This window comes from Pseudalkalibacillus berkeleyi, assembly GCF_021608225.1.
Classification (GTDB): domain Bacteria; phylum Bacillota; class Bacilli; order Bacillales; family Fictibacillaceae; genus Pseudalkalibacillus; species Pseudalkalibacillus berkeleyi.
The window spans coordinates 916,274-935,853 of the sequence record NZ_JAKIJS010000001.1 but is presented as its reverse complement, the minus strand read 5'-3'; the positions used below and the strand labels follow the sequence as shown (position 1 = coordinate 935,853).

The window sequence follows — 19,580 nt, the reverse complement described above, 5'->3', positions numbered from 1 at the left end:
TAAATACTTATTTTCAAGGATTAGTCGGTTAATCCAGTTCCTCCCAATGCTCAATTTGTTCCAAAAGCCAAGATCGTAGTGGTTCGTATTTTTGATCTTCCCAGAACGCTGTAGAGTTCACCATCGCGGAGGCATCCTGACGAGCTACTTCTAATGCACGGTAGTCATGAACAAGGTCAGCAACCTTAAACACAGGCAAACCACTTTGTTTCTTCCCAAAGAAGTCTCCTGGTCCCCTAAGCTCTAAATCTCTTTGAGAAAGTTCAAATCCGTCATTTGTTTCCGTCATGATCTGCATTCTTTCTTTCCCAACGTCCGTTTTTGGATCAGCAATCAGTATGCAATAAGACTGTGCGTCCCCTCTTCCTACACGTCCTCGAAGTTGGTGGAGCTGAGATAATCCAAATCTTTCAGCATCATAAACAACCATAATTGTTGCATTAGGTACGTTCACACCTACCTCTACAACAGTAGTGGAAACGAGAATTTGAACTTCATTTCTGCTGAATTTGGTCATCATCTCTTCCTTTTCTTCTACATGCAACCTTCCATGCATTAAACCGACATTGTAGTCGGTAAAATAAAGCTGTAATTGTGAATGAACATCTACTGCATTTTGAAAATCCATTTTATCCGATTCTTCAATAAGCGGACAAATTACATACGCTTGTCTGCCATTTTCTAATTCTTTTAAGATAAAAGAAAGTACACGTTCTAGCATGCCATGCTTCGCCCAATAAGTTTCAATAGGTTTTCTACCAGCAGGCATTTCATCAATTGTTGATACATCCATATCTCCAAAAGCACTAATTGCCAATGTTCTCGGAATCGGTGTAGCTGTCATAAATAGTACATCAGGTGTGATTCCCTTTTGCCGAAAAACTTTCCGTTGGTTAACCCCGAAGCGATGTTGTTCATCTGTAATCACTAAGCCAAGATTATCGAATTGAACATCGTCCTGTATGAGTGCATGCGTCCCTACAAGTAGATCGATAGACCCGTCCGCAACACGTTCTAGAACTAACGCCCTTCTTTTTCCTTTGACAGAGCTTGTTAGGATCTCTACTTCTATATCCATGTCGTCAAATAATTGCTTCAAAGATTCATAATGCTGTTCAGCTAATATCTCAGTAGGAACCATTAATGCTGACTGCATACGTGCCGTTACTAATGCATACATACTGATTGCTGCTACAATCGTTTTTCCAGACCCTACATCCCCTTGGAGCAAGCGGTTCATTCTGAACTTAGATTGAATGTCATTGAGAATTTCATTTGTAACCCGTTGTTGTGCGCCAGTTAACGGAAATGGTAATGATTGAATAAACTCTTGGACTTGCGTTTCGTTTAAATGTCTAGCCTTACCATCCGTCTTCTCTTTTTCTTGCTTTCTCCACCACTGCATCCGTAATTGGAATAAAAGGAGTTCTTCATAAACAAAATATCTTCTTGCTTGTTTCAGGTGATCATGAGTTTCAGGCATATGAATCCACTGTAATGCTTTGTTTCTGTCAATTAACTTATATTGTACTTTCAAATCACTCGGCAGAACTTCCTTAACATATTGACTGTATTGCTGAACCGTCTGATGCACTACATTTCTGACTCGCTTTACAGTCCAGTCTCCTTTAATGGAATAGATCGGTTCAATTTTATCTGTGCTTTCTTGGAGACCAAAAGTGACATGCTGTCCTGTAACTGTTAGTCGGTGTTGATCCCATTTGCCTGTAATGGTAACAGGTTGTCCAATAGAAAATTGTTTTTTAAGAAATGCACGGTTAAAAAACACTGCATTCACAAGATATTTTCCTACTAGGACTTTTACAGTCAATCTGGACTTCTTTCTTCCGAAATAACGTAAAGAAGGTTCACTATGAACCTTCCCTTCTAATGTCGCTCTCTCATCATGTTTCAAATCTGTTATTTCTTTGACCTGAAAATCTTCATACCGATAAGGAAAATACATGAGGAGATCTTCCACAGTGTAAATTTTCAGGTCGGTTAACTCCTCTGCTCTTGCCTTACCGATTCCTTTTACTTGTACGACAGGTTGTTTCAAATCCATTATTTTTTATTTAACGGCACTCCATAAATTTTTGCTTCTAATTCTCTACCAGTTGGAGTAGCCGCCAATCCTCCTTGTGCTGTTTCCTTTAGTGCTGTCGGCATTGATTCACCGATCTTATACATTGCGTCAATGACTTCATCACATGGAATTCTGCTTGTAATGCCTGCAAGAGACATGTCAGCCGCAGTAATTGCAATACTTGCACCAATTGCATTTCTTTTCACACATGGGACTTCCACAAGTCCTGCAACAGGATCACAAACGAGCCCGAGCATATTTTTCAACGCAATCGCCATCGCTTGAGCCGATTGTTCTGGAGACCCACCTGCCAGTTCTACAATTGCTGCCGCCGCCATACCTGTCGCTGATCCAACCTCAGCTTGACAACCACCTGCAGCACCAGAGATGGATGCATTGTTCGCAACTACAAAACCAAATGCGCCTGAAGTGAATAGGTAACGTACCATATCTTCTCGACTCGGATTTAACTTATCTCTTAGCGCAAATAACGTTCCAGGTACAACCCCTGCAGACCCAGCAGTTGGCGTAGCACAGATCGTTCCCATTGCAGCATTTACTTCGTTCGTTGCAACCGCTTTACTTACTGCATCCAATACAGTTTTGCCAGCTAAACTCTTTCCGCTTTCAATATATTTTTGTAGCAGGACAGCGTCACCACCTGTTAATCCAGAGTGGGATTTGACACCTTCCTTAATCCCTTTTTCAACAGCTTGTTCCATTACATTAAGGTTTTTCTCCATTAATTCAATAACAGTATCTCGGGTGCGTCCGGTTACTTCCATCTCTTGTTGAATCATCACTTCTGAAATAGGTATATCTTGTGAAACCGCTCGTTCAACTAATTCACTGACATTACGGAACATCATACATACCACCCCTTATAATTGTGATTACCCTTATAATTGTGATTAATCGTTAATTCTTGTTGCTCTTGTAACGTGAGGAAGTTTCTCAATTTCTTGAATAACGGCGTCTTCTAAATTTTGATCGACTTCAATCGTCATAAGAGCCTCACTTCCTACTTCTTTCCTACTTACTTCCATATGTCCTATATTAATTTCAAGCTTGGCTAGTAAATTTGCAACAGCGGCAATAGCACCAAACCGATCGTTATGAACGACAAGGAGAGCGGGGTGGTTCCCTGATAAGCGAAGTTCGAAACCATTCAATTCAATAATTTCAATTTTTCCTCCCCCTATTGAAATACCTACAACTTCAAGTTCACCATCTTTGTCGCCAAGTCGAATTCGGGCTGTATTCGGATGATCGGTCAATGCATCTTCCTCGGTCATTTTTACTTTGATACGTTCTTTCTTTGCAATGTTCAACGAATCACTAATTCGCTCATCAAATGTATCAAAATCTAAAACACCACCAACAATTGCCACATCAGTGCCATGTCCTCGGTAAGTCTTTGCAAAAGACCCGTAAAATGAAATATGTACCCATTCGGGTTTCCTAGCGAAAAGAGAACGAGCTACCCGTCCTATTCTAGCTGCACCAGCAGTATGCGAGCTTGAAGGTCCAATCATAATTGGGCCAATGATCTCAAAGACACTTTTAAATTTCATTTTCAATTCCTCCATTCAAGCGTAAATGGATTGCCTCTTAAATGTATAGCTGATTTTCGCCACAGGGATACTCGCTTTCCGCGGACGGTTCGGGAGCCTCAATTGTTTAGGAAGCGCTTGTTTTGACCCTTCTGAGCCTCCCCTGACCCGCTTTTCCGCAGGAGTCTCGCACCCCTTTAGCTTCAATCATTTAAATGAAGATCTACAATCGAATGCAACAAAGCCAAAGTATAAAGAATATTCCTATCTGATCAATTGATTATGGTTTGATCATGATAGGAATATTAAATAACACTTACTATTCGACAGATATGATATACGAGTAAATCGGTTGTTTTCCAGGGTGGATCTCAACTTCAGCATCTGGATAAGCTTCGCCAATCCATGCTTCAAGTTCATTAGCTTCTTCTTCGTTAGCATCTTCACCATAAATTATCGTTACGATTTCATCATCGTCACTCATCATTTCATTTAGAAGAGATTCTACGGCTTCTTTTTGGGTTTTCTTAGAGGTAACAATCTTGCCATCAAAGATCCCCATGAAATCATCTTTATTAATCTCTACACCATCAATAGATGTATCACGAACTGCAAATGTAATTTGACCTGACTTAACATGTCCAGCAGCCTCAGACATGGTTGTTTGATTATCCTCAAGAGAAGAGCTTGGATTAAAAGCAAGCAATGCAGAAATTCCTTGAGGTACTGTTTTCGTCTTAACGACAGCTACATCTTCATCAACAACTGAAGCAGCTTGTTCTGCCGCCATAACGATATTCCCGTTATTTGGAAGTACGATCAGCTTTTCTGCATGGGCTTCTTCTATCGCTTTAACAATATCTTCAGTACTTGGATTCATCGTCTGACCACCAGCTATAACAACTGTTGCACCAAGACTCTTGAATAACTCTTCAATTCCAGTTCCCATAGAAACGGTAATGATTCCGAATGGCTTCTTTTTCGCCTGAACCTTAACCTTTTCTGCAGGTTGATGGTCACTTTCCAATATCGCAGAATGTTGCTCCCGCATATTTTCAATCTTAATATTAATCAAATCGCCATACGTTTGTGCAAGAGTTAGCATATCACCCGGCTCTTCGGTATGTATATGAACTTTAACTAACTCCTCATCAGATACGACAAGCAGTGAATCACCATGTTCATTTAATTTGTTACGGAAATCCTCTTCAGAGAATGGTGCATTCCTCGTCTTTTCTTCTTTAAATTTAACCATGAACTCTGTGCAATATCCGTAGTGAATATCTTCAGTTTTCATATGCATTTGTGCTTTATGGTGCTCTGCGTTGACTAATTCATTCATAGACGGACCAGAAATACTCTCTTCAGGTAATTCTTTTCCTTCAAGTACCGCTAAGAAGCCCTCATAAATTGTAACGAGTCCTTGTCCACCAGAGTCGACAACGCCTACTTCTTTTAACACAGGTAGAAGATCAGGGGTCCGATCTAATGAAGCTTTCGCTTCTAGTAACGTTTGTTCCATCACATCAATTAAATCGTCTGATTTCCGAGCAGCTTTTGTTGCTTTCTTAGCAGAGTCTTTTGCAACTGTGAGAATCGTTCCCTCTACCGGTTTCATTACAGCCTTATAGGCAGTCTCAACACCTGATTCAAGCGCTTCTGCAAACAGCTTTGTATCAATGGAGGATTTACCTGCTATCGCTTTTGAAAAGCCTCTAAACAACTGGGAAAGAATAACGCCTGAATTACCTCTTGCCCCCATTAATAGACCTTTCGAAAACAAGGATGCTACTTGATTAGCATCGTCTGTATCCAATCCTTTTACTTCTTTCACTCCAGAAGTAATGGTTAAATTCATATTTGTTCCTGTATCACCATCTGGAACAGGGAAAACATTTAGGGCGTCCACCATTTTTACATTTTTGTTCAGGTTTTCAGCCCCGAAAATAAACATCTGGGAAAGTTGTTTCCCGCCTAACTTCTTTACAGTCACGAATTCTTCCTCCTCGTTACGGGTTTGTCACCCTTACACCTTGAACAAAAATGTTTACCGAATCTACTGACAATCCGAGCATTTGATCAAGTGTATATTTCACTTTTGTTTGAACGTTGTGAGCTACTTCAGATATCTTCGTTCCATAGCTTACAATGATGTACATGTCTATGTGAACTTCATCCTCTTCCTGACGAACAACAATTCCTCTACTGAAGTTGTCCCGCTTTAGAAGCTCAGTTATGCCATCCTTAATTTGCTTTTGAGATGCCATTCCGATAATACCATAACAATCAATCGCGGCTCCACCTGCAATTGTAGCGATCACATCGTTTGAAATATCAATTTCTCCATACTTTGTTTTCATTTCTATAGACATGTAGAATCCTCCCTTGGATTTAATGACCTATGACTAGTGTCATTTTACTATAATATCTTACATTTTGAAAGAATATATCATCTTTTCCTATTATCATGTCAAGTAAATAAACTTGATAAACCTTGTTGCAATCTTATATTTCTCATGCTAATATAGTGTAGTGTTTTCGAATAAACGATAAACTGCATTAATTCTTTTATTTGCAATAAAGGAGGTTCATTCACAATGGCTAGAAAATGTGTTGTTACAGGAAAAAAGACAAGCTTTGGAAACAAACGTTCTCACGCGTTGAACACTACAAAACGTAAATGGGGAGCGAACGTACAAAAGGTTCGTATCCTAGTTGACGGTAAACCGAAGCGAGTATACGTTTCTGCTCGTGCCTTGAAATCAGGTAAAGTAGAACGCGTTTAATTTCTATAATACGCGAAAAAGAACCCACTGAAGGGTTCTTTTTTTATTTGTATCGTTTTATTGAAAGTTATTGGTGATATCTTCGAAAATCAATTATATTTTTAACAGAGTTAGTTTGTATAATACTTTTCATACAACGATTAAAATAATACAAACAAAAAAGCACCTCTGTTGGTGCTTTTTTGTTTATCCTTTCTTGAATGACCCTAGGACCGCTCGAACGAATCCCCCTAAAAATTTTGGCAGCTTAATAGTATAAAATTTCATAATTCCGCCTCCTCCAACGTTAGTTTCCGTAAGTAACCTTACCGGAAAAATAACATTCTATTTAAGTATATTCGTCTACTTAGAAATAGTACCCGGAGTTTTAATTTCAATTTCAGTCTTTGCTTCTTACCACCATAATTATGCCGTCATCAAATGAATAAGTACCTTTTTTTGTTACAAGCTCATTTGAAATACATAAAGTTGAACCCCAGTGCAACGTTGTATTTGTTAATGGATATTTGAATCCAGTCAATGTAATCCCGTTGACAACTTGAGTGGTAGGTAGGAAAGAGAGATATGGATATTGTTGATTTTCCGCTACTGTATAAGCTCCTGGTTTCTTCAAGAATATCTGATTATTCCGATCCACTATTTTCATTTCCACGTTCCTGTCAAGTCCTAGCTTCAACAATTGGATGTTAATCAGTTCATGATCAAGACGACCACCAGTCCCCCCGAACAATAAGATCTCGCTTGGGTTTTGGTCCAACGCCCAGTGTATCGCCAACTCTAAATCCGTCATATCCTTTTCACTTTCAAATGAATGAATATCAATATTCTTACTCGACAACATGTTCAAGTCTTGTTTAGAAATGGAGTCAAAATCTCCAAAAGCAGCACTTGGTGTAATGCCACGATTCAAAAGGTAGATGACGCCTTCATCAACTCCTACGTAATTGCGGTCATCTCCCTGCTCCAATGTGTCAGGGAGCAGATGACGTGGACCACCAGCGACAAGACAAATGGCATTCATATTATGAGCCTCCATGGATCAGTTTAGGTGCCGTTTTGGATAATAGGACTAGTAATATGACGGTTAGTATAAAGGTTGGAGCAATGTATGAAATGTTATAAGAAAATGAGTAAATGAATACAGGTGTTCCTTCTGGTGCTTGATCAGCAAAAAATGCCATTCCAGAAATCACATGGCTTGTTAATCGCATTAGACTTCCAATAAATGTCCCTATTATTATGAATATAACCCTTTTCACAAAAGTATGATTCCAATCAGGTCTAGCTAGCGCTGCTAATCCAACACCCATAAACGCTAACGGATAGTCTAATAGGACTTGCAAGAAATAGTATATATATGGATTAATCAATAATTGTAACAATCCAATCATTAGGCCAGTTAAAATACCAGCACCCAATCCTCTTCTAAAAGCCATAATGAAAATCGGAACCATTTCTAATGACACTGAGCCCCCAAATGCCCATGGTCCACCTATTTTGATGAAACCTAGTATGATACCTAATGCAGCCATAATAGCTACTTCAGCCATCATCAATGTTCTATTCTTCATGACCATTAATCTCTCCCTCTTATTTCTATAGTATCTAGAGTAAAACAAAAAAAGCAACTGCATAGAGTACAGTCGCTTTCGTATATCTTGAAGTCGTTGAAAGCCAACTTCCCTCCGCAGGTTTGATCCTGTTCAGGTTATCAGGGTCAGAAGCATACACTTCACTCTCAATCTCTTAAGGAGATTCCCCTAGTGGTTTCTTTACAATATTTAATTTCTAACGTTAATTATACACCACGAATGGCGTCAATTGCATCTTTTCTGTTTTTCTTCTTATAAATCGCTGAACCTGCTACCAACACATTCGCACCATGCTCTACACATAATTTCGCTGTTTCAGGATTTACACCACCATCGATCTCAATATCAATATCTAACCCTTTTTCTTTACATAGATCAGAGACCGATTTTATTTTCGGTAGTACTTGTTCAATAAACGATTGACCTCCAAAGCCTGGGTTGACAGTCATTAGCAAGACAAGATCAACATCTCCAATGATGTTTTCAATCGTACTTACAGGCGTATGTGGATTTAACACGACACCTGCTTTAGCGCCATTTTCCTTAATCAAATGAATGGTCCTATGTAGGTGAGGACAAGCTTCTACGTGAACTGAGATAATATCTGCACCCGCTTTAGCAAATTGAGGGATATATTGATCTGGATTCTCGATCATCAGGTGTACATCCAAAGGCAATTCAGTAATGGGACGGATTGCATCCACAATCAGTGGTCCTATCGTTATGTTTGGAACGAAATGACCATCCATGACATCAACATGGATATAATCCGCTCCTCCCTGCTCGACATCTTTAATTTCTTCTCCTAATCGGGAGAAATCAGCTGATAGAATCGACGGTGCTATTTTCGTCATGTCTAGTACCTCCGTTGTTTTTGGTCTTTAATCTCCTCTAAGAATTGTACGTAGTGGTCATAACGGAATTGCGAAACTTCTCCGTTTGATAATCCATCTTTCACCGCACATTTAGGCTCAGAAGTATGGGTACAACCTCTAAATTTACAATTTGGTCGTAAGTCGCGCATCTCTGGAAAATAAATCGATAAGTCTTCAGGTTCCATATTCACAAAATCTAGAGAGCTGAATCCAGGGGTGTCTGCTACAAGACCTTCACCAAAAGGTATCAGTTCAACATGTCTCGTTGTATGTTTCCCTCTACCAAGATGATTGGAAATTGCATTCGTTTCTAAGTTGAGTTCCGGATTCAATGCATTTAACAAGGTTGACTTGCCTACACCAGACTGCCCTGCAATGACAGTAACTTTATCTTCGAATATACTTCTAACATCCTCTAATCCCTTTTCTTCTATGGAAGATGTTTCAAGTACGTTATAACCGATGTCACGATAAACACTTAACTCTTTATTAACGTTTTCATTTTCTTTCAGTAAATCCAGTTTACTTAGACAAATAACAGGGAGAATCTCATTAGCTTCTATATGGACAAGAAACCGATCCAAAAGAAGTGTACTAAAGGTAGGTTCGAGAGCAGAGAATATTATCAGCGCTTGATCCACATTTGCAATAGGCGGTCTGACTAGTTCATTTTTTCGATCCATTAATTCTAGAACATAACCATCCGTCTTATTGCTGGACTCAAATACAACATCATCACCAACAAGAGGGGTTAATTTCCGTTTCCGAAAATTCCCTCTCCCACGACATTGATAAATCTCACCTTCACTTTTTACATAGTAAAAACCGCTCAACGCTTTAATAATTGTTCCTTTTGCCATGCAATTCTCTACTCTCCATTCTGAAAGTTTTTCGCTTCTTCAAATGTAAAAGAGTTGCTAGTAAATTCCTGATCATCTACAAAAACTGTATAGCTTCCTGTACCGTCATAAGCAACAGTCAATGGAATATCGTACATTTTCGTTTCAGATATTTCTTCTTCAATGATCGTTTGTTCACCATTCGCATCCTTTGTTACGATTCTAACTTTCTTCGATTGCTTCTTCTTGTCTTTTTCCTTATCTTTATCATTACCATTACCAGGTTTCTCATTATCAATTTCGATTTCCACATTATCCTTAATTGTAATTGGATCAGGTACACCTTTTGATAACGTAACGGTAATCTCATCTCCAGCTCTGACAGATTCTCCGGCTGCTGGGTCTGATCTGATAATACTTCCTTCTTTTACAGAGTCTGATATTTCACGTTCACTTGCCTCTTTAATCGTTATCCCGTTTTGATCACCATATGCTTTCGCTTCATCTAGGGTTTTCCCTTCAAGATCAGCGAGATCGAATGGAGGTGGTCCGCTGCTTACATACAAGATGAGCACCTCTTGTCCTGGTATAACTGATTCTCCCGCTTCCGGAAATTGATCAATAATGACACCTTCATCATATTCTTCACTAATACGTCTAGATGTTTCTACACTTTTATACAAGTCTTGAACCTTCGTACGTTTTACATCATCTTCTTCTTTACCTATATAATTCTCCACTTCAAACTTTTCAGGACCTGTACTGACAATTAACTTTATTGTGTGATTTTCTTTAACATTCGTACCTGCTGAAGGCGATTGTCTAATGACATTTCCTTCTTTCACTTCAGCACTCGGCTGTTCTTCCTTCTCCGGATTGAGTCCTGCATCTTTCAGTTTTTCATAGGCTTCTATATAAGGCATATTGATGACATCTGGTACAGGCACATCATCAGTTTGCAAAATTTCAGGCCATATTGTTAATGCAGCAACTCCAGCAATACCAAGAAATAATAGAATAGTAAATAGAATTGCAATCCAATTCTTCTTCTTCTTTTTCTTCTTATCCTTGTTCGATTTTTCATCATGATTTTCATTGGGTGGGATCTTTGTTGTTTGAACCTGCTCCATAGATCCTCCAATAGGAGTCAGTACCTTTGTCGCTTCTTCATCTTCTTCTATATACAACTTAGGCTCATCAAAACGGTCAAAAACTGTAATCAGCTGTTCTTCAAATTCTTGTACACTATCAAATCGCTTATTTGGATCCTTCGCCATCGCTTTCATAATAATGTTTTCAATACTTTGTGGAATGTCTGGATTAATTAGTTTAGGTTCCGGAAATTGATCCTGTAAATGCTTTAAAGCAACTGAAACCGCCGACTCACCAGAAAAAGGAAGCCTCCCAGTCGTCATTTCGTACAAAACGACTCCTAGAGAATAAATATCAGATTTGTTGTTTGCTATGCCGCCTCTTGCTTGTTCAGGCGAAAAATAATGCACGCTTCCAAGTACCGAATTCGTATGGGTAATTGTTGCAGAAGTAGCGGCTAATGCAATCCCAAAATCTGTTACTTTGGCATTTCCTCTCTTATCTATTAATATATTATGTGGTTTAATATCTCTATGAACGATGTGATGTTCATGCGCATGAGCAATCGCTGAAGAAATTTGCTTCATAATTTCTACAGTTCGTTCAGATGAAAGTGGACCTTCTTCTCTAATAATTTGCTTCAACGTCCGACCTTCGACATACTCCATAACAATGAAGTGCGTTAGATCTTCTTCACCTACATCTAGTATATTAACGACGTTAGGATGGTTTAGGCTTGTCGCTGATTCAGCTTCTCTACGAAACCTACGTATGAAATCATCGTCTGTTGAATATTCTGATCGGAGTACTTTAACAGCTACAAAGCGGTCTAATATTAAATCTTCAGCTTTATAGACTACAGCCATACCGCCATCACCAATGATCTCTAAAATCTTATAACGATCACTGATTCTTCTGCCTATCATTGTGATGCACCCTCTTCAGAATTGTCATCATTATAAAGCAAAATAAGGGTTATGTTGTCTTCCCCACCGGCTTCATTTGCCATTGACACTAATTGATTCCCTTTGTCCTCAAGTGATGCTGAACTCGTTACGACATCGACAATAGATTGATTCGACACTTTGTTCGACAATCCATCAGAACAAAGTAGTAGATAGTCCCCACTTTGCCATTCATAATGTAAATCATCAATATCAACTGATGGATCGGTACCTAGTGCCCGGAGAACAACATGTCTTCTTGGGTGATACTCCGCCTCTTCATGTGTGATTTGACCCGATTTCACAAGTTCATTTACTAACGTGTGATCATCTGTCAACTGAGTAATCGTACTGCCCTCTATCTTATAGCACCTACTATCTCCTACATGTCCAATATGTAATTCACTTTGATTTGCACGAACGATGACTATTGTCGTCCCCATGCCTCGACATTCTGGGTTTTTCTCTGCATAGCTATAAATATTATTGTTAGCGCCTTCAATTAATGAATGAATCGTGCTTTTCGTATCATCATGATCGTTCATATATGTATGGAGATGATCGTTCATATAATTGACTGCCATTTGACTGGCAACATCACCAGCATTATGTCCACCCATTCCATCTGCGACAACAGCAAAAACATCCGAGGCAGAGATATGAATCACTGCCCCGTTGTCTTCATTGTGTGCTCTTACTTTACCTTGATCTGTCTGAAAGAATGCCTTTAACAACCTTCTTCACCTCGTTTACGTCGTTTCGTCACTACGCTCTTTTGCACGCAGCTGACCACAAGCTGCATCAATATCGTGCCCTTGTTCTCGACGGATCGTAACATTGACGCCGCGTTCGCGTAGGGTACGCTCAAACTTAAATATTTGATTCTTAGGCGTACGGACGTAATCTCTCTCTGGCACATGGTTTACAGGAATTAAATTGACATGACATTTGATGTCACTAATTAGATCAGCCAATTGTTCTGCATGTTCAACTTGGTCGTTTACGCCACCGAATAGTCCATATTCAAATGTAACGCGACGACCGGTTTTTCGAATATAATACCTAATAGAATCCATCAAGTCATCTAATGGATACATACGGTTGACAGGCATTAACCGGCTCCTAATTTCAGTTGAGGCAGCGTGAAGGGAAATAGCAAAATTAATTTGCATACCTTCATCAGCAAAGTCATAAATCTTCGGAACGACTCCACTCGTTGAAATCGTTATGTGACGAGCACCAATGTTCAGTCCTTCATCATGGTTGATGATCCGTAGAAATGACATCAATCCTTCATAGTTATCAAATGGTTCTCCAATTCCCATAACGACAACAGAGCTAACTCGCTCATCTGTTTCATCCATTGCGCGTTGAACTTCTAATACTTGCGCTACAATTTCTCCAGCTTTCAGATTACGTTTCAATCCACCTAAAGTTGATGCACAAAACGTACAACCTAGCCTACAGCCTACTTGTGTTGTAACACAGACGCTATTTCCGTATTCATGTCTCATCAGTACAGTTTCGATGGAATAACCATCTTCTAATTCAAACAAAAATTTAATTGTTCCATCTTTTGACTCTTGTCTGACCACTTGCTTAAGTGGTGTAATAACATACTCATTCTCCAACTTCTCGCGTAATTCCTTCGAGAGATTCGACATCTCCGCAAAATTTGTTACACGTTTCTGATAGAGCCACTCATATATTTGTTTTGCACGAAATGAAGGTTCACCTTCTTGTTTCAACCAATTCTTCAAATCCTCATATCCTAATGAAAAAATGGACGATTTAATGTCAGGATTCGTTTGTTTATCTGTTAACGGTTTTAACAATGGTCCATCACCGCCTTTTCTGTTAGTTTGATTTTTTTCTTAATGATGCAATGTAAAACCCGTCGCTATCAAAATACTGTGGGAGTACTTGGAGTTCTCCTTTTGTACTTGATATATAAGGCTGTACGGATGTAGGCATTCGATCATAAAATGAAACATCCCATTCAAATTCTGGGTGCTCTTGTAGAAACCGCTCTATTTGATTTCCGTTTTCCTCTGCTTCTATTGTACAGGTACTATACACTAATAATCCACCTGGTTTGATTACACGAGCAACAGACTCAAGAAGTTCGTATTGTACCTTTTGGATTCGCTCGATATCAGAAGGTTGTTTAGACCATTTAATATCGGGTTTTCTTCGAATGACACCGAATCCAGTACAAGGTGCATCTAACAACACTCTATCAAAAGAGCCTTCTTGAAATAAGTTTGCAGCCTTCCGGGTGTCCATTGTAATCGTATTAATGTTTGCTAAGTCTAAACGCTCAATTTGCTCTTCGATCAAGTTTACTTTGTGTTCATGCAAATCAATTGCAGTAATTTCTCCTTCGTTCTTCATCCTTTCAGATAAATGTGTTGTCTTTCCACCTGGAGCAGCGCATGCATCTAACACTTTCTCACCAGGTTGAGGATCAACTGCATAACCAACCAACATTGAACTTTCATCTTGAATTGTCAAAGAACCTGACTTGTATAGGTTTGTCCTCGGAAGATTTCCTGTTCGCATCTTTATGCCTACAGGTGTAACAGAACTAGGTTCAGCATATACAGCTTCTTCTTCAAGTTGTTGAATCACTTCATTAACCGAAGTCATTTTAAGTGAATTGACTCTTGCTGTTACTGAGGGTGGTGTATTATTGATGGTACACATGTCTGTTGTGTTTTGTACACCTAATTGATTAATCCACCGTTCTAGTAACCACTGAGGATGACTACACTCAAGCGCTAATTGTAACGCTTTTCCCTCTACAGATGCAAGGGATGGAAGACCTTTCCTCTGGACATTCCTCAATACACCGTTTACGAAACCAGAAATGCCCTTATGACCTTTCTTCTTAGCAATGGTAACAGCTTCATTAAGAATTGCATGGTCAGGAACACGATCTAAATAAGCCATTTGATAAACAGATAACCTAAGGAGAACGACTACCCAATCATCAATTTTAGACAATGGTTTACTAATAAAGAAATTCAAATAATAATCTAGTGTGTTCTTTCGCTGGACAGTCCCATAAACGATTTCTGTTAACAATCCCGAATCTTTTTGGGAGAAATTATGTTTTTGGATGGCTTGATTGAGTAAAAGATTACTGTATGCTTGTGAACGCTCAATCTTCAATAATAAATCCATGGCTACTTCTCTTACATTACTCATTCTTTTTCACCCAGCTTCATATCTGTACTTAGCTGTGCGCCAGCTACGAACTGAGACGCTTGCATACGTTTCTTCCCAGCTGGTTGTAGTTCTGAAATTCTTATCGCTGTTTCGTTCCCAGTTGCAACAACTATTCCTTCTCGATCAAAATGTACCAACTGACCCGGTAATCCTTTTTTCGGTGCGTTAACTTTATGTCCCCACCATACTTTTAACGGTTTACCATTCAACGTAGTATAAGCAACTGGCCAAGGATGTAAACCTCTAATTTGGTTATAGATTGTTTCCCCATCTAACTCCCAATTGATTTCCTCCATCTCTCTTGAGATATTAGGTGCATATGTCACAAGCGATTCCTCTTGCTTTTTTGGCTCAATTTCATTTGCGATAAGCTTAGGTATTGTTTCACTTAATAACTTAGCGCCAGCGATGCTTAACTTATCATGTAATGAACCTACATGATCATCTTCATCAATCGGTACACGAACTTGTGTCAATATATCGCCTGCATCCAATTGATTGACCATATACATAATCGTGATGCCGGATTCTTTCTTCCCATCAATGATTGCTTTATGGATAGGTGCACCTCCACGATATTCAGGAAGTAAAGATGCATGTACGTTAATACATCCTAGCTTTGGTCCTTCCAATAGCTCACTTGGCAAGATTTGACCATATGCTGCTGTAACAATCAAATCAGGTTTATAATCTAAGATCTCCTTATACTCATGACGTACTTTCTTCGGCTGAAGAACTGGTATTTCATGTCTTAAGGCTTCCCGCTTAACCGGTGGTGGAGTGATGACTTTCTTCCTCCCTACTGGTTTATCAGGTTGCGTAACGACAGCCACTACTTCATAACCATCTTGTATTAATTTCTGCAGTACGGGTACCGAGAAATCAGGTGTACCCATAAATACGATTTTCATATTATCACCTATCTTGTTAGAATCCGAATCTATCATTATAAAATGGTTTGTGGATGCATATCAATGTTAATCGTCAATTGATCCTGTTGCATCCGTTTTTGATAATGCGCAAGAATTTCATTCAATATGTTTTTTAAGGTTGGTTCATTTTTGTATTTTATCACGCATTGATAGCGATATCTATCTTTCACACGAGGTATGGGTGAAGCCACAGGCCCAAGAATAACGGCTTGTTCACTAAGTCCCTCTTTTAGGACTTCCGTGATCTTTTCGCAAACATCCACAACGTACATTAATTCTTCGTGAGAAATCGTTACGAGTGTTAGAAAATAAAACGGTGGGTATTGATGAAGCTTTCGCATTAGCATCTCTTTATCATAAAAAGTGAGAAAGTCATGTTGTTGGGCGAGCTGTATACTATAATGTTCAGGTGTATACGTTTGAATGACTACTTCCCCTGATAAAATATGGCGCCCCGCTCGACCACCGACCTGTGTTAGTAATTGAAAAGTACGTTCAGCTGAACGGAAATCAGGTAAGTGTAGCATCGAATCTGCTGCTAACACCCCGACAAGTGTGACATTCGGAAAGTCGAGCCCTTTCGCAATCATTTGGGTACCTAGTAGAATATCTGCTTTCTGTTCTGCAAAGGCATTGAGAAGCTTCTCATGCATCCCTTTTCTACTCGTCGTATCCACGTCCATTCGAATTACGCTTGCTTCAGGCATTAATTTGTTCAGTTCTTCTTCTACTTTTTGAGTACCTGTACCAAAAAACCTAATATGTTCTGATGTACATTCAGGGCACTCTGTCGGCTGTTTATCTTCAAATCCACAATAATGACACTTCAATTGATTTGACCGTTTATGATACGTAAGTGAAATGTCACAATGAGGACATTGCGCGACATAACCACAATCTCTACAATTCACAAAAGTTGAATACCCTCTGCGGTTTAACAACAAAACACTTTGTTCACCTTTATCAACCCGGTCTTTTAATCGATCAAATAAAGCAGTTGAAAACAAGGAACGATTACCTGAACGCAACTCTTCCCTCATATCCACCACTTCAGCTGTCGGTAGGGCTTTTTGATTTACACGTTCATGCAAAGTACATAAAGTATATACGCCCTTCTTCGCACGTGCATAAGATTCCAAAGTAGGAGTTGCGCTACCTAAGACGACTGGACATTGGTGGAATCGTCCTCGCTCAATCGCAATATCTCGAGCATGATATCGTGGGTTTTCCTCTTGCTTATAACTTGACTCATGCTCTTCATCAATAATGATAATCCCTATATTTTGGAACGGTGCAAAAATCGCCGATCTCGCACCAACAACGACTTTAGCTTCTTTCCGTTGAATTTTACGCCATTCATCATACTTCTCTCCGACGGACAACCCACTATGAAGTACCGCAACTTCGGACCCAAATCGTCCCTTGAAGCGATGGACCATTTGTGGAGTTAGAGAGATTTCGGGTACCAGCATGATCGCTTCTTTCCCTTTTTGTATGACTGCTTCAATCGATTGAAGATATATTTCTGTCTTTCCACTTCCTGTTACTCCGTGAATAAGAAAGGTTTCATGTTGATTATTTTCGATATCCGACAGTATCGGTTTAATCGACTCTTTCTGCTCTTCGGTTAATGTTAACGAAACTGTTCTTTCAAATTGTCTATCTTTATATGGATCGCGATAAATTTCTTCTTCAGTTTCCAAGAGAATTTGTTTATCGATTAGACTTTTTATCGTCGCTCTAGAACTTTCCGTTTCATCCATTAGTTTTTGTGTAGGGATTTTCGTTTCGTTGTTTCCAATGAAGTACCGGATTACTTCCGCTTGTTTGGGCGCTTTCCTTGAAATGTCATCATAAATAGCATTTAATTCCATGGTGGGAATATTCACCATAACGACTTTATGACGTTTCTTTTTCCCTTTGGAACGAATTTCATACTTCACTTCAAGATTACCGTTATGAATTGCAGATTGAATAGATCGCACAATATGTTTCCCACTCTTTTGAGCTTCTGCCCAGTCTAACCCTTTATCTGAATCTAATTGAATACGAATTTGCTCTGGGAGATCTGGTAGTTCAATTGCCTCGTTGATCGAATAGATCCTCTTGGAGTAATTCATTTTCATGGCAGCTGGCAACATCGATTGGTAAGCAGAATGAAGAAAGCAAAGCGTAGAATTAGCAATCCACTTCCCAAGCCCTATTAATTCTTGGTTGAGGACAGGTGAAGGATCGACGATATCTTCAATCTTTTTCAAGCGTTTAAGATCGGAAGTTTCTTTCAAACCAATGACAAAACCTGTCAACTTCCTAGGCCCGAATGGTACAACAACCCTCATTCCAACTTCTATTGTTTCTTCTAGATGTTCTGGAATACGATAGTCAAATGTCTTGTCTGTACCAAATGCCGGTACATCGACTATTACACCAGCAATCATTCGTTATTCAATCCTTCTAGGAGTCGACAGCTTTCATTCAGAATCATATCAGCAACTTGCTTTTTAGATAGTAGAGTACTTTCTATTTCTTTACCGTAACGGTCAAAGATATAAACTTGGTTTGTGTCTCCTTCGAACCCTGATCCTTGTTGTGATATATCGTTCGCAACAATCAAATCTAGATTTTTCTTTTCCAGCTTTTGTTGGGCATAATGTTTCACGTTCGTTGTTTCTGCCGCAAATCCGACTAAAATCTGTTTGGACTTACGATTGCCTAATTCTTTTAGAATATCTTTTGTGCGGTCCATTTCTATCGATAGATCTTGGTCACTCTTCTTCATTTTAGTTTGATGTCTCTCTCGTGGTCTGTAATCAGCAACAGCCGCAGATTTTATAACAAGATCTACATTGTCAAAATGACTCAAGACAGACTCATACATCTCTTCAGCACTTTGGACGGAAATGAATTGAACACCGTATGGGGGCTTTAAATTGGATGGTCCACTAACTAACGTAACGTCTGCTCCAAGTTCCACAGCAGACTCGGCTAGGGCATATCCCATTTTTCCAGTAGATCGATTCGTGAAAAATCTTACAGGATCAACAAATTCACGAGTTGGCCCTGCCGTTATAAGCACCTTTTTTCCTTTCAAAGGTTGATGATCTTCTTCTTGAAAGAATTGATGTATGGCGTTAAGAATTTCATCAGGCTCTGCTAATCTTCCTTTTCCTACATAACCACATGCAAGCAAACCCTCTCCAGGTTCAATAAAGCGATACCCAAAGTCAGCTAAACGCTCCATATTGGAAAATACAGCTGGATGCTCATACATATGTACATTCATGGCTGGCGCAATCATTATTGGAGCTGTCGTCGCAAGCAAGGTTGTCGAGATCATATCATCAGCAATCCCATTTGCTAGTTTTCCAATACTATTGGCTGTTGCTGGTGCCATGACAACAAGATCAGCCCAATCAGCCAAATCAATATGTGCAACACCTGATGGGTCCTTTTCATCAAAAGTATCATAATGTACAGGATTTCGAGAAAGCGTTTGGAATGTTAAAGGCGTTACAAATTTCATAGCTGAACTTGTCATCATTACCTTCACTTCATATCCTGCTTGTCTCATTTGGCTTGTTAACGCTGCCGCTTTAAACACAGCAATACCACCTGTTACACATAACAATAGTTTCTTCTGATCAGTCAAT

The 19,580-nt window shown here is 39.3% G+C and carries 18 protein-coding genes and 1 riboswitch; of the genes, 1 reads left to right on the top strand and 17 read right to left on the bottom strand.

Annotated features, from left to right (window positions below):
- Positions 1 to 28: 28 nt before the first annotated feature.
- The 5 genes from recG to L2716_RS04925 form a co-directional block, all read right to left on the bottom strand.
- On the bottom strand, positions 29 to 2,065 hold the full coding sequence (recG, locus tag L2716_RS04945) for an ATP-dependent DNA helicase RecG (RefSeq protein ID WP_268963943.1): 2,037 nt from the start codon (positions 2,063 to 2,065) through the stop codon (positions 29 to 31).
- Positions 2,065 to 2,952: an L-serine ammonia-lyase, iron-sulfur-dependent, subunit alpha gene (gene sdaAA, locus L2716_RS04940; RefSeq protein WP_236337800.1), complete on the bottom strand. Its 888-nt coding sequence runs from the start codon at positions 2,950 to 2,952 to the stop codon at positions 2,065 to 2,067. The genes recG and sdaAA overlap by 1 nt, the downstream gene beginning before the upstream one ends.
- A gap of 45 nt (positions 2,953 to 2,997) precedes the next feature.
- On the bottom strand, positions 2,998 to 3,660 hold the full coding sequence (gene sdaAB / locus L2716_RS04935) for an L-serine ammonia-lyase, iron-sulfur-dependent subunit beta (protein WP_236332345.1): 663 nt from the start codon (positions 3,658 to 3,660) through the stop codon (positions 2,998 to 3,000).
- Positions 3,661 to 3,958: 298 nt separating this feature from the next.
- Entirely contained in the window at positions 3,959 to 5,632 is a 1,674-nt protein-coding gene (locus tag L2716_RS04930) for a DAK2 domain-containing protein (RefSeq protein WP_236332344.1), read from the bottom strand.
- Between the two features lie 16 nt (positions 5,633 to 5,648).
- Positions 5,649 to 6,011, bottom strand: coding sequence for an Asp23/Gls24 family envelope stress response protein (locus L2716_RS04925; protein ID WP_236332342.1), 363 nt, complete (start codon positions 6,009 to 6,011; stop codon positions 5,649 to 5,651).
- Between the two features lie 225 nt (positions 6,012 to 6,236).
- Between L2716_RS04925 and rpmB the strand changes: the two genes are divergently transcribed.
- Complete coding sequence (gene rpmB, locus L2716_RS04920) at positions 6,237 to 6,425, top strand: 50S ribosomal protein L28 (protein ID WP_226551145.1); 189 nt, start codon at positions 6,237 to 6,239, stop codon at positions 6,423 to 6,425.
- 186 nt (positions 6,426 to 6,611) lie between these two features.
- Here rpmB and spoVM read toward each other — a convergent pair whose 3' ends face one another.
- The 12 genes from spoVM to coaBC all read right to left on the bottom strand — a co-directional run bounded on the left by spoVM (position 6,612) and on the right by coaBC (position 19,579).
- Positions 6,612 to 6,692, bottom strand: coding sequence for a stage V sporulation protein SpoVM (spoVM, locus tag L2716_RS04915; RefSeq protein ID WP_007202502.1), 81 nt, complete (start codon positions 6,690 to 6,692; stop codon positions 6,612 to 6,614).
- A gap of 112 nt (positions 6,693 to 6,804) precedes the next feature.
- On the bottom strand, positions 6,805 to 7,446 hold the full coding sequence (locus L2716_RS04910) for a thiamine diphosphokinase (protein ID WP_236332340.1): 642 nt from the start codon (positions 7,444 to 7,446) through the stop codon (positions 6,805 to 6,807).
- A gap of 1 nt (position 7,447) precedes the next feature.
- Positions 7,448 to 7,996 carry an energy-coupled thiamine transporter ThiT gene (gene thiT, locus L2716_RS04905; RefSeq protein WP_236332338.1) on the bottom strand — a complete coding sequence of 183 codons (549 nt, stop codon included), beginning with the start codon at positions 7,994 to 7,996 and terminating at the stop codon, positions 7,448 to 7,450.
- Positions 7,997 to 8,088: 92 nt separating this feature from the next.
- A riboswitch (TPP riboswitch) is annotated at positions 8,089 to 8,197 on the bottom strand.
- Positions 8,198 to 8,223: 26 nt separating this feature from the next.
- Complete coding sequence (gene rpe, locus L2716_RS04900; RefSeq protein ID WP_236332335.1) at positions 8,224 to 8,871, bottom strand: ribulose-phosphate 3-epimerase; 648 nt, start codon at positions 8,869 to 8,871, stop codon at positions 8,224 to 8,226.
- A 2-nt stretch (positions 8,872 to 8,873) separates the two neighbouring features.
- A complete protein-coding gene (rsgA, locus tag L2716_RS04895; RefSeq protein WP_236332333.1) occupies positions 8,874 to 9,752 on the bottom strand; it encodes a ribosome small subunit-dependent GTPase A in 879 nt (292 codons plus the stop codon).
- An 8-nt stretch (positions 9,753 to 9,760) separates the two neighbouring features.
- On the bottom strand, positions 9,761 to 11,749 hold the full coding sequence (gene pknB, locus L2716_RS04890) for a Stk1 family PASTA domain-containing Ser/Thr kinase (RefSeq protein WP_236332331.1): 1,989 nt from the start codon (positions 11,747 to 11,749) through the stop codon (positions 9,761 to 9,763).
- Positions 11,746 to 12,501, bottom strand: coding sequence for a Stp1/IreP family PP2C-type Ser/Thr phosphatase (locus L2716_RS04885; protein WP_236332329.1), 756 nt, complete (start codon positions 12,499 to 12,501; stop codon positions 11,746 to 11,748). Before L2716_RS04885 ends, pknB begins: the two co-directional genes overlap by 4 nt.
- A 15-nt stretch (positions 12,502 to 12,516) precedes the next feature.
- A complete protein-coding gene (gene rlmN / locus L2716_RS04880; protein WP_408005320.1) occupies positions 12,517 to 13,563 on the bottom strand; it encodes a dual-specificity RNA methyltransferase RlmN in 1,047 nt (348 codons plus the stop codon).
- 61 nt (positions 13,564 to 13,624) lie between these two features.
- A complete protein-coding gene (rsmB, locus tag L2716_RS04875; protein WP_236332324.1) occupies positions 13,625 to 14,977 on the bottom strand; it encodes a 16S rRNA (cytosine(967)-C(5))-methyltransferase RsmB in 1,353 nt (450 codons plus the stop codon).
- The gene (gene fmt / locus L2716_RS04870; protein ID WP_236332322.1) at positions 14,974 to 15,909 is read right to left on the bottom strand and encodes a methionyl-tRNA formyltransferase; all 936 of its coding nucleotides are present in this window, start codon (positions 15,907 to 15,909) and stop codon (positions 14,974 to 14,976) included. The genes rsmB and fmt overlap by 4 nt, the downstream gene beginning before the upstream one ends.
- Before the next feature lie 35 nt (positions 15,910 to 15,944).
- On the bottom strand, positions 15,945 to 18,368 hold the full coding sequence (priA, locus tag L2716_RS04865; RefSeq protein ID WP_236332320.1) for a primosomal protein N': 2,424 nt from the start codon (positions 18,366 to 18,368) through the stop codon (positions 15,945 to 15,947).
- Positions 18,365 to 19,579 carry a bifunctional phosphopantothenoylcysteine decarboxylase/phosphopantothenate--cysteine ligase CoaBC gene (coaBC, locus tag L2716_RS04860; RefSeq protein WP_236332318.1) on the bottom strand — a complete coding sequence of 405 codons (1,215 nt, stop codon included), beginning with the start codon at positions 19,577 to 19,579 and terminating at the stop codon, positions 18,365 to 18,367. The genes priA and coaBC overlap by 4 nt, the downstream gene beginning before the upstream one ends.
- Position 19,580 lies beyond the last annotated feature (1 nt).

Coding starts and splice junctions, on each gene's coding strand:
- recG (WP_268963943.1), bottom strand. CDS start 2,065: ATGGATTTGAAACAACCTGTCGTACAAGTAAAAGGAATCGGTAAGGCA.
- sdaAA (WP_236337800.1), bottom strand. CDS start 2,952: ATGTTCCGTAATGTCAGTGAATTAGTTGAACGAGCGGTTTCACAAGAT.
- sdaAB (WP_236332345.1), bottom strand. CDS start 3,660: ATGAAATTTAAAAGTGTCTTTGAGATCATTGGCCCAATTATGATTGGA.
- L2716_RS04925 (WP_236332342.1), bottom strand. CDS start 6,011: ATGTCTATAGAAATGAAAACAAAGTATGGAGAAATTGATATTTCAAAC.
- rpmB (WP_226551145.1), top strand. CDS start 6,237: ATGGCTAGAAAATGTGTTGTTACAGGAAAAAAGACAAGCTTTGGAAAC.
- spoVM (WP_007202502.1), bottom strand. CDS start 6,692: ATGAAATTTTATACTATTAAGCTGCCAAAATTTTTAGGGGGATTCGTT.
- L2716_RS04910 (WP_236332340.1), bottom strand. CDS start 7,446: ATGAATGCCATTTGTCTTGTCGCTGGTGGTCCACGTCATCTGCTCCCT.
- thiT (WP_236332338.1), bottom strand. CDS start 7,996: ATGAAGAATAGAACATTGATGATGGCTGAAGTAGCTATTATGGCTGCA.
- rpe (WP_236332335.1), bottom strand. CDS start 8,871: ATGACGAAAATAGCACCGTCGATTCTATCAGCTGATTTCTCCCGATTA.
- rsgA (WP_236332333.1), bottom strand. CDS start 9,752: ATGGCAAAAGGAACAATTATTAAAGCGTTGAGCGGTTTTTACTATGTA.
- pknB (WP_236332331.1), bottom strand. CDS start 11,749: ATGATAGGCAGAAGAATCAGTGATCGTTATAAGATTTTAGAGATCATT.
- rsmB (WP_236332324.1), bottom strand. CDS start 14,977: ATGAGTAATGTAAGAGAAGTAGCCATGGATTTATTATTGAAGATTGAG.
- fmt (WP_236332322.1), bottom strand. CDS start 15,909: ATGAAAATCGTATTTATGGGTACACCTGATTTCTCGGTACCCGTACTG.
- priA (WP_236332320.1), bottom strand. CDS start 18,368: ATGATTGCTGGTGTAATAGTCGATGTACCGGCATTTGGTACAGACAAG.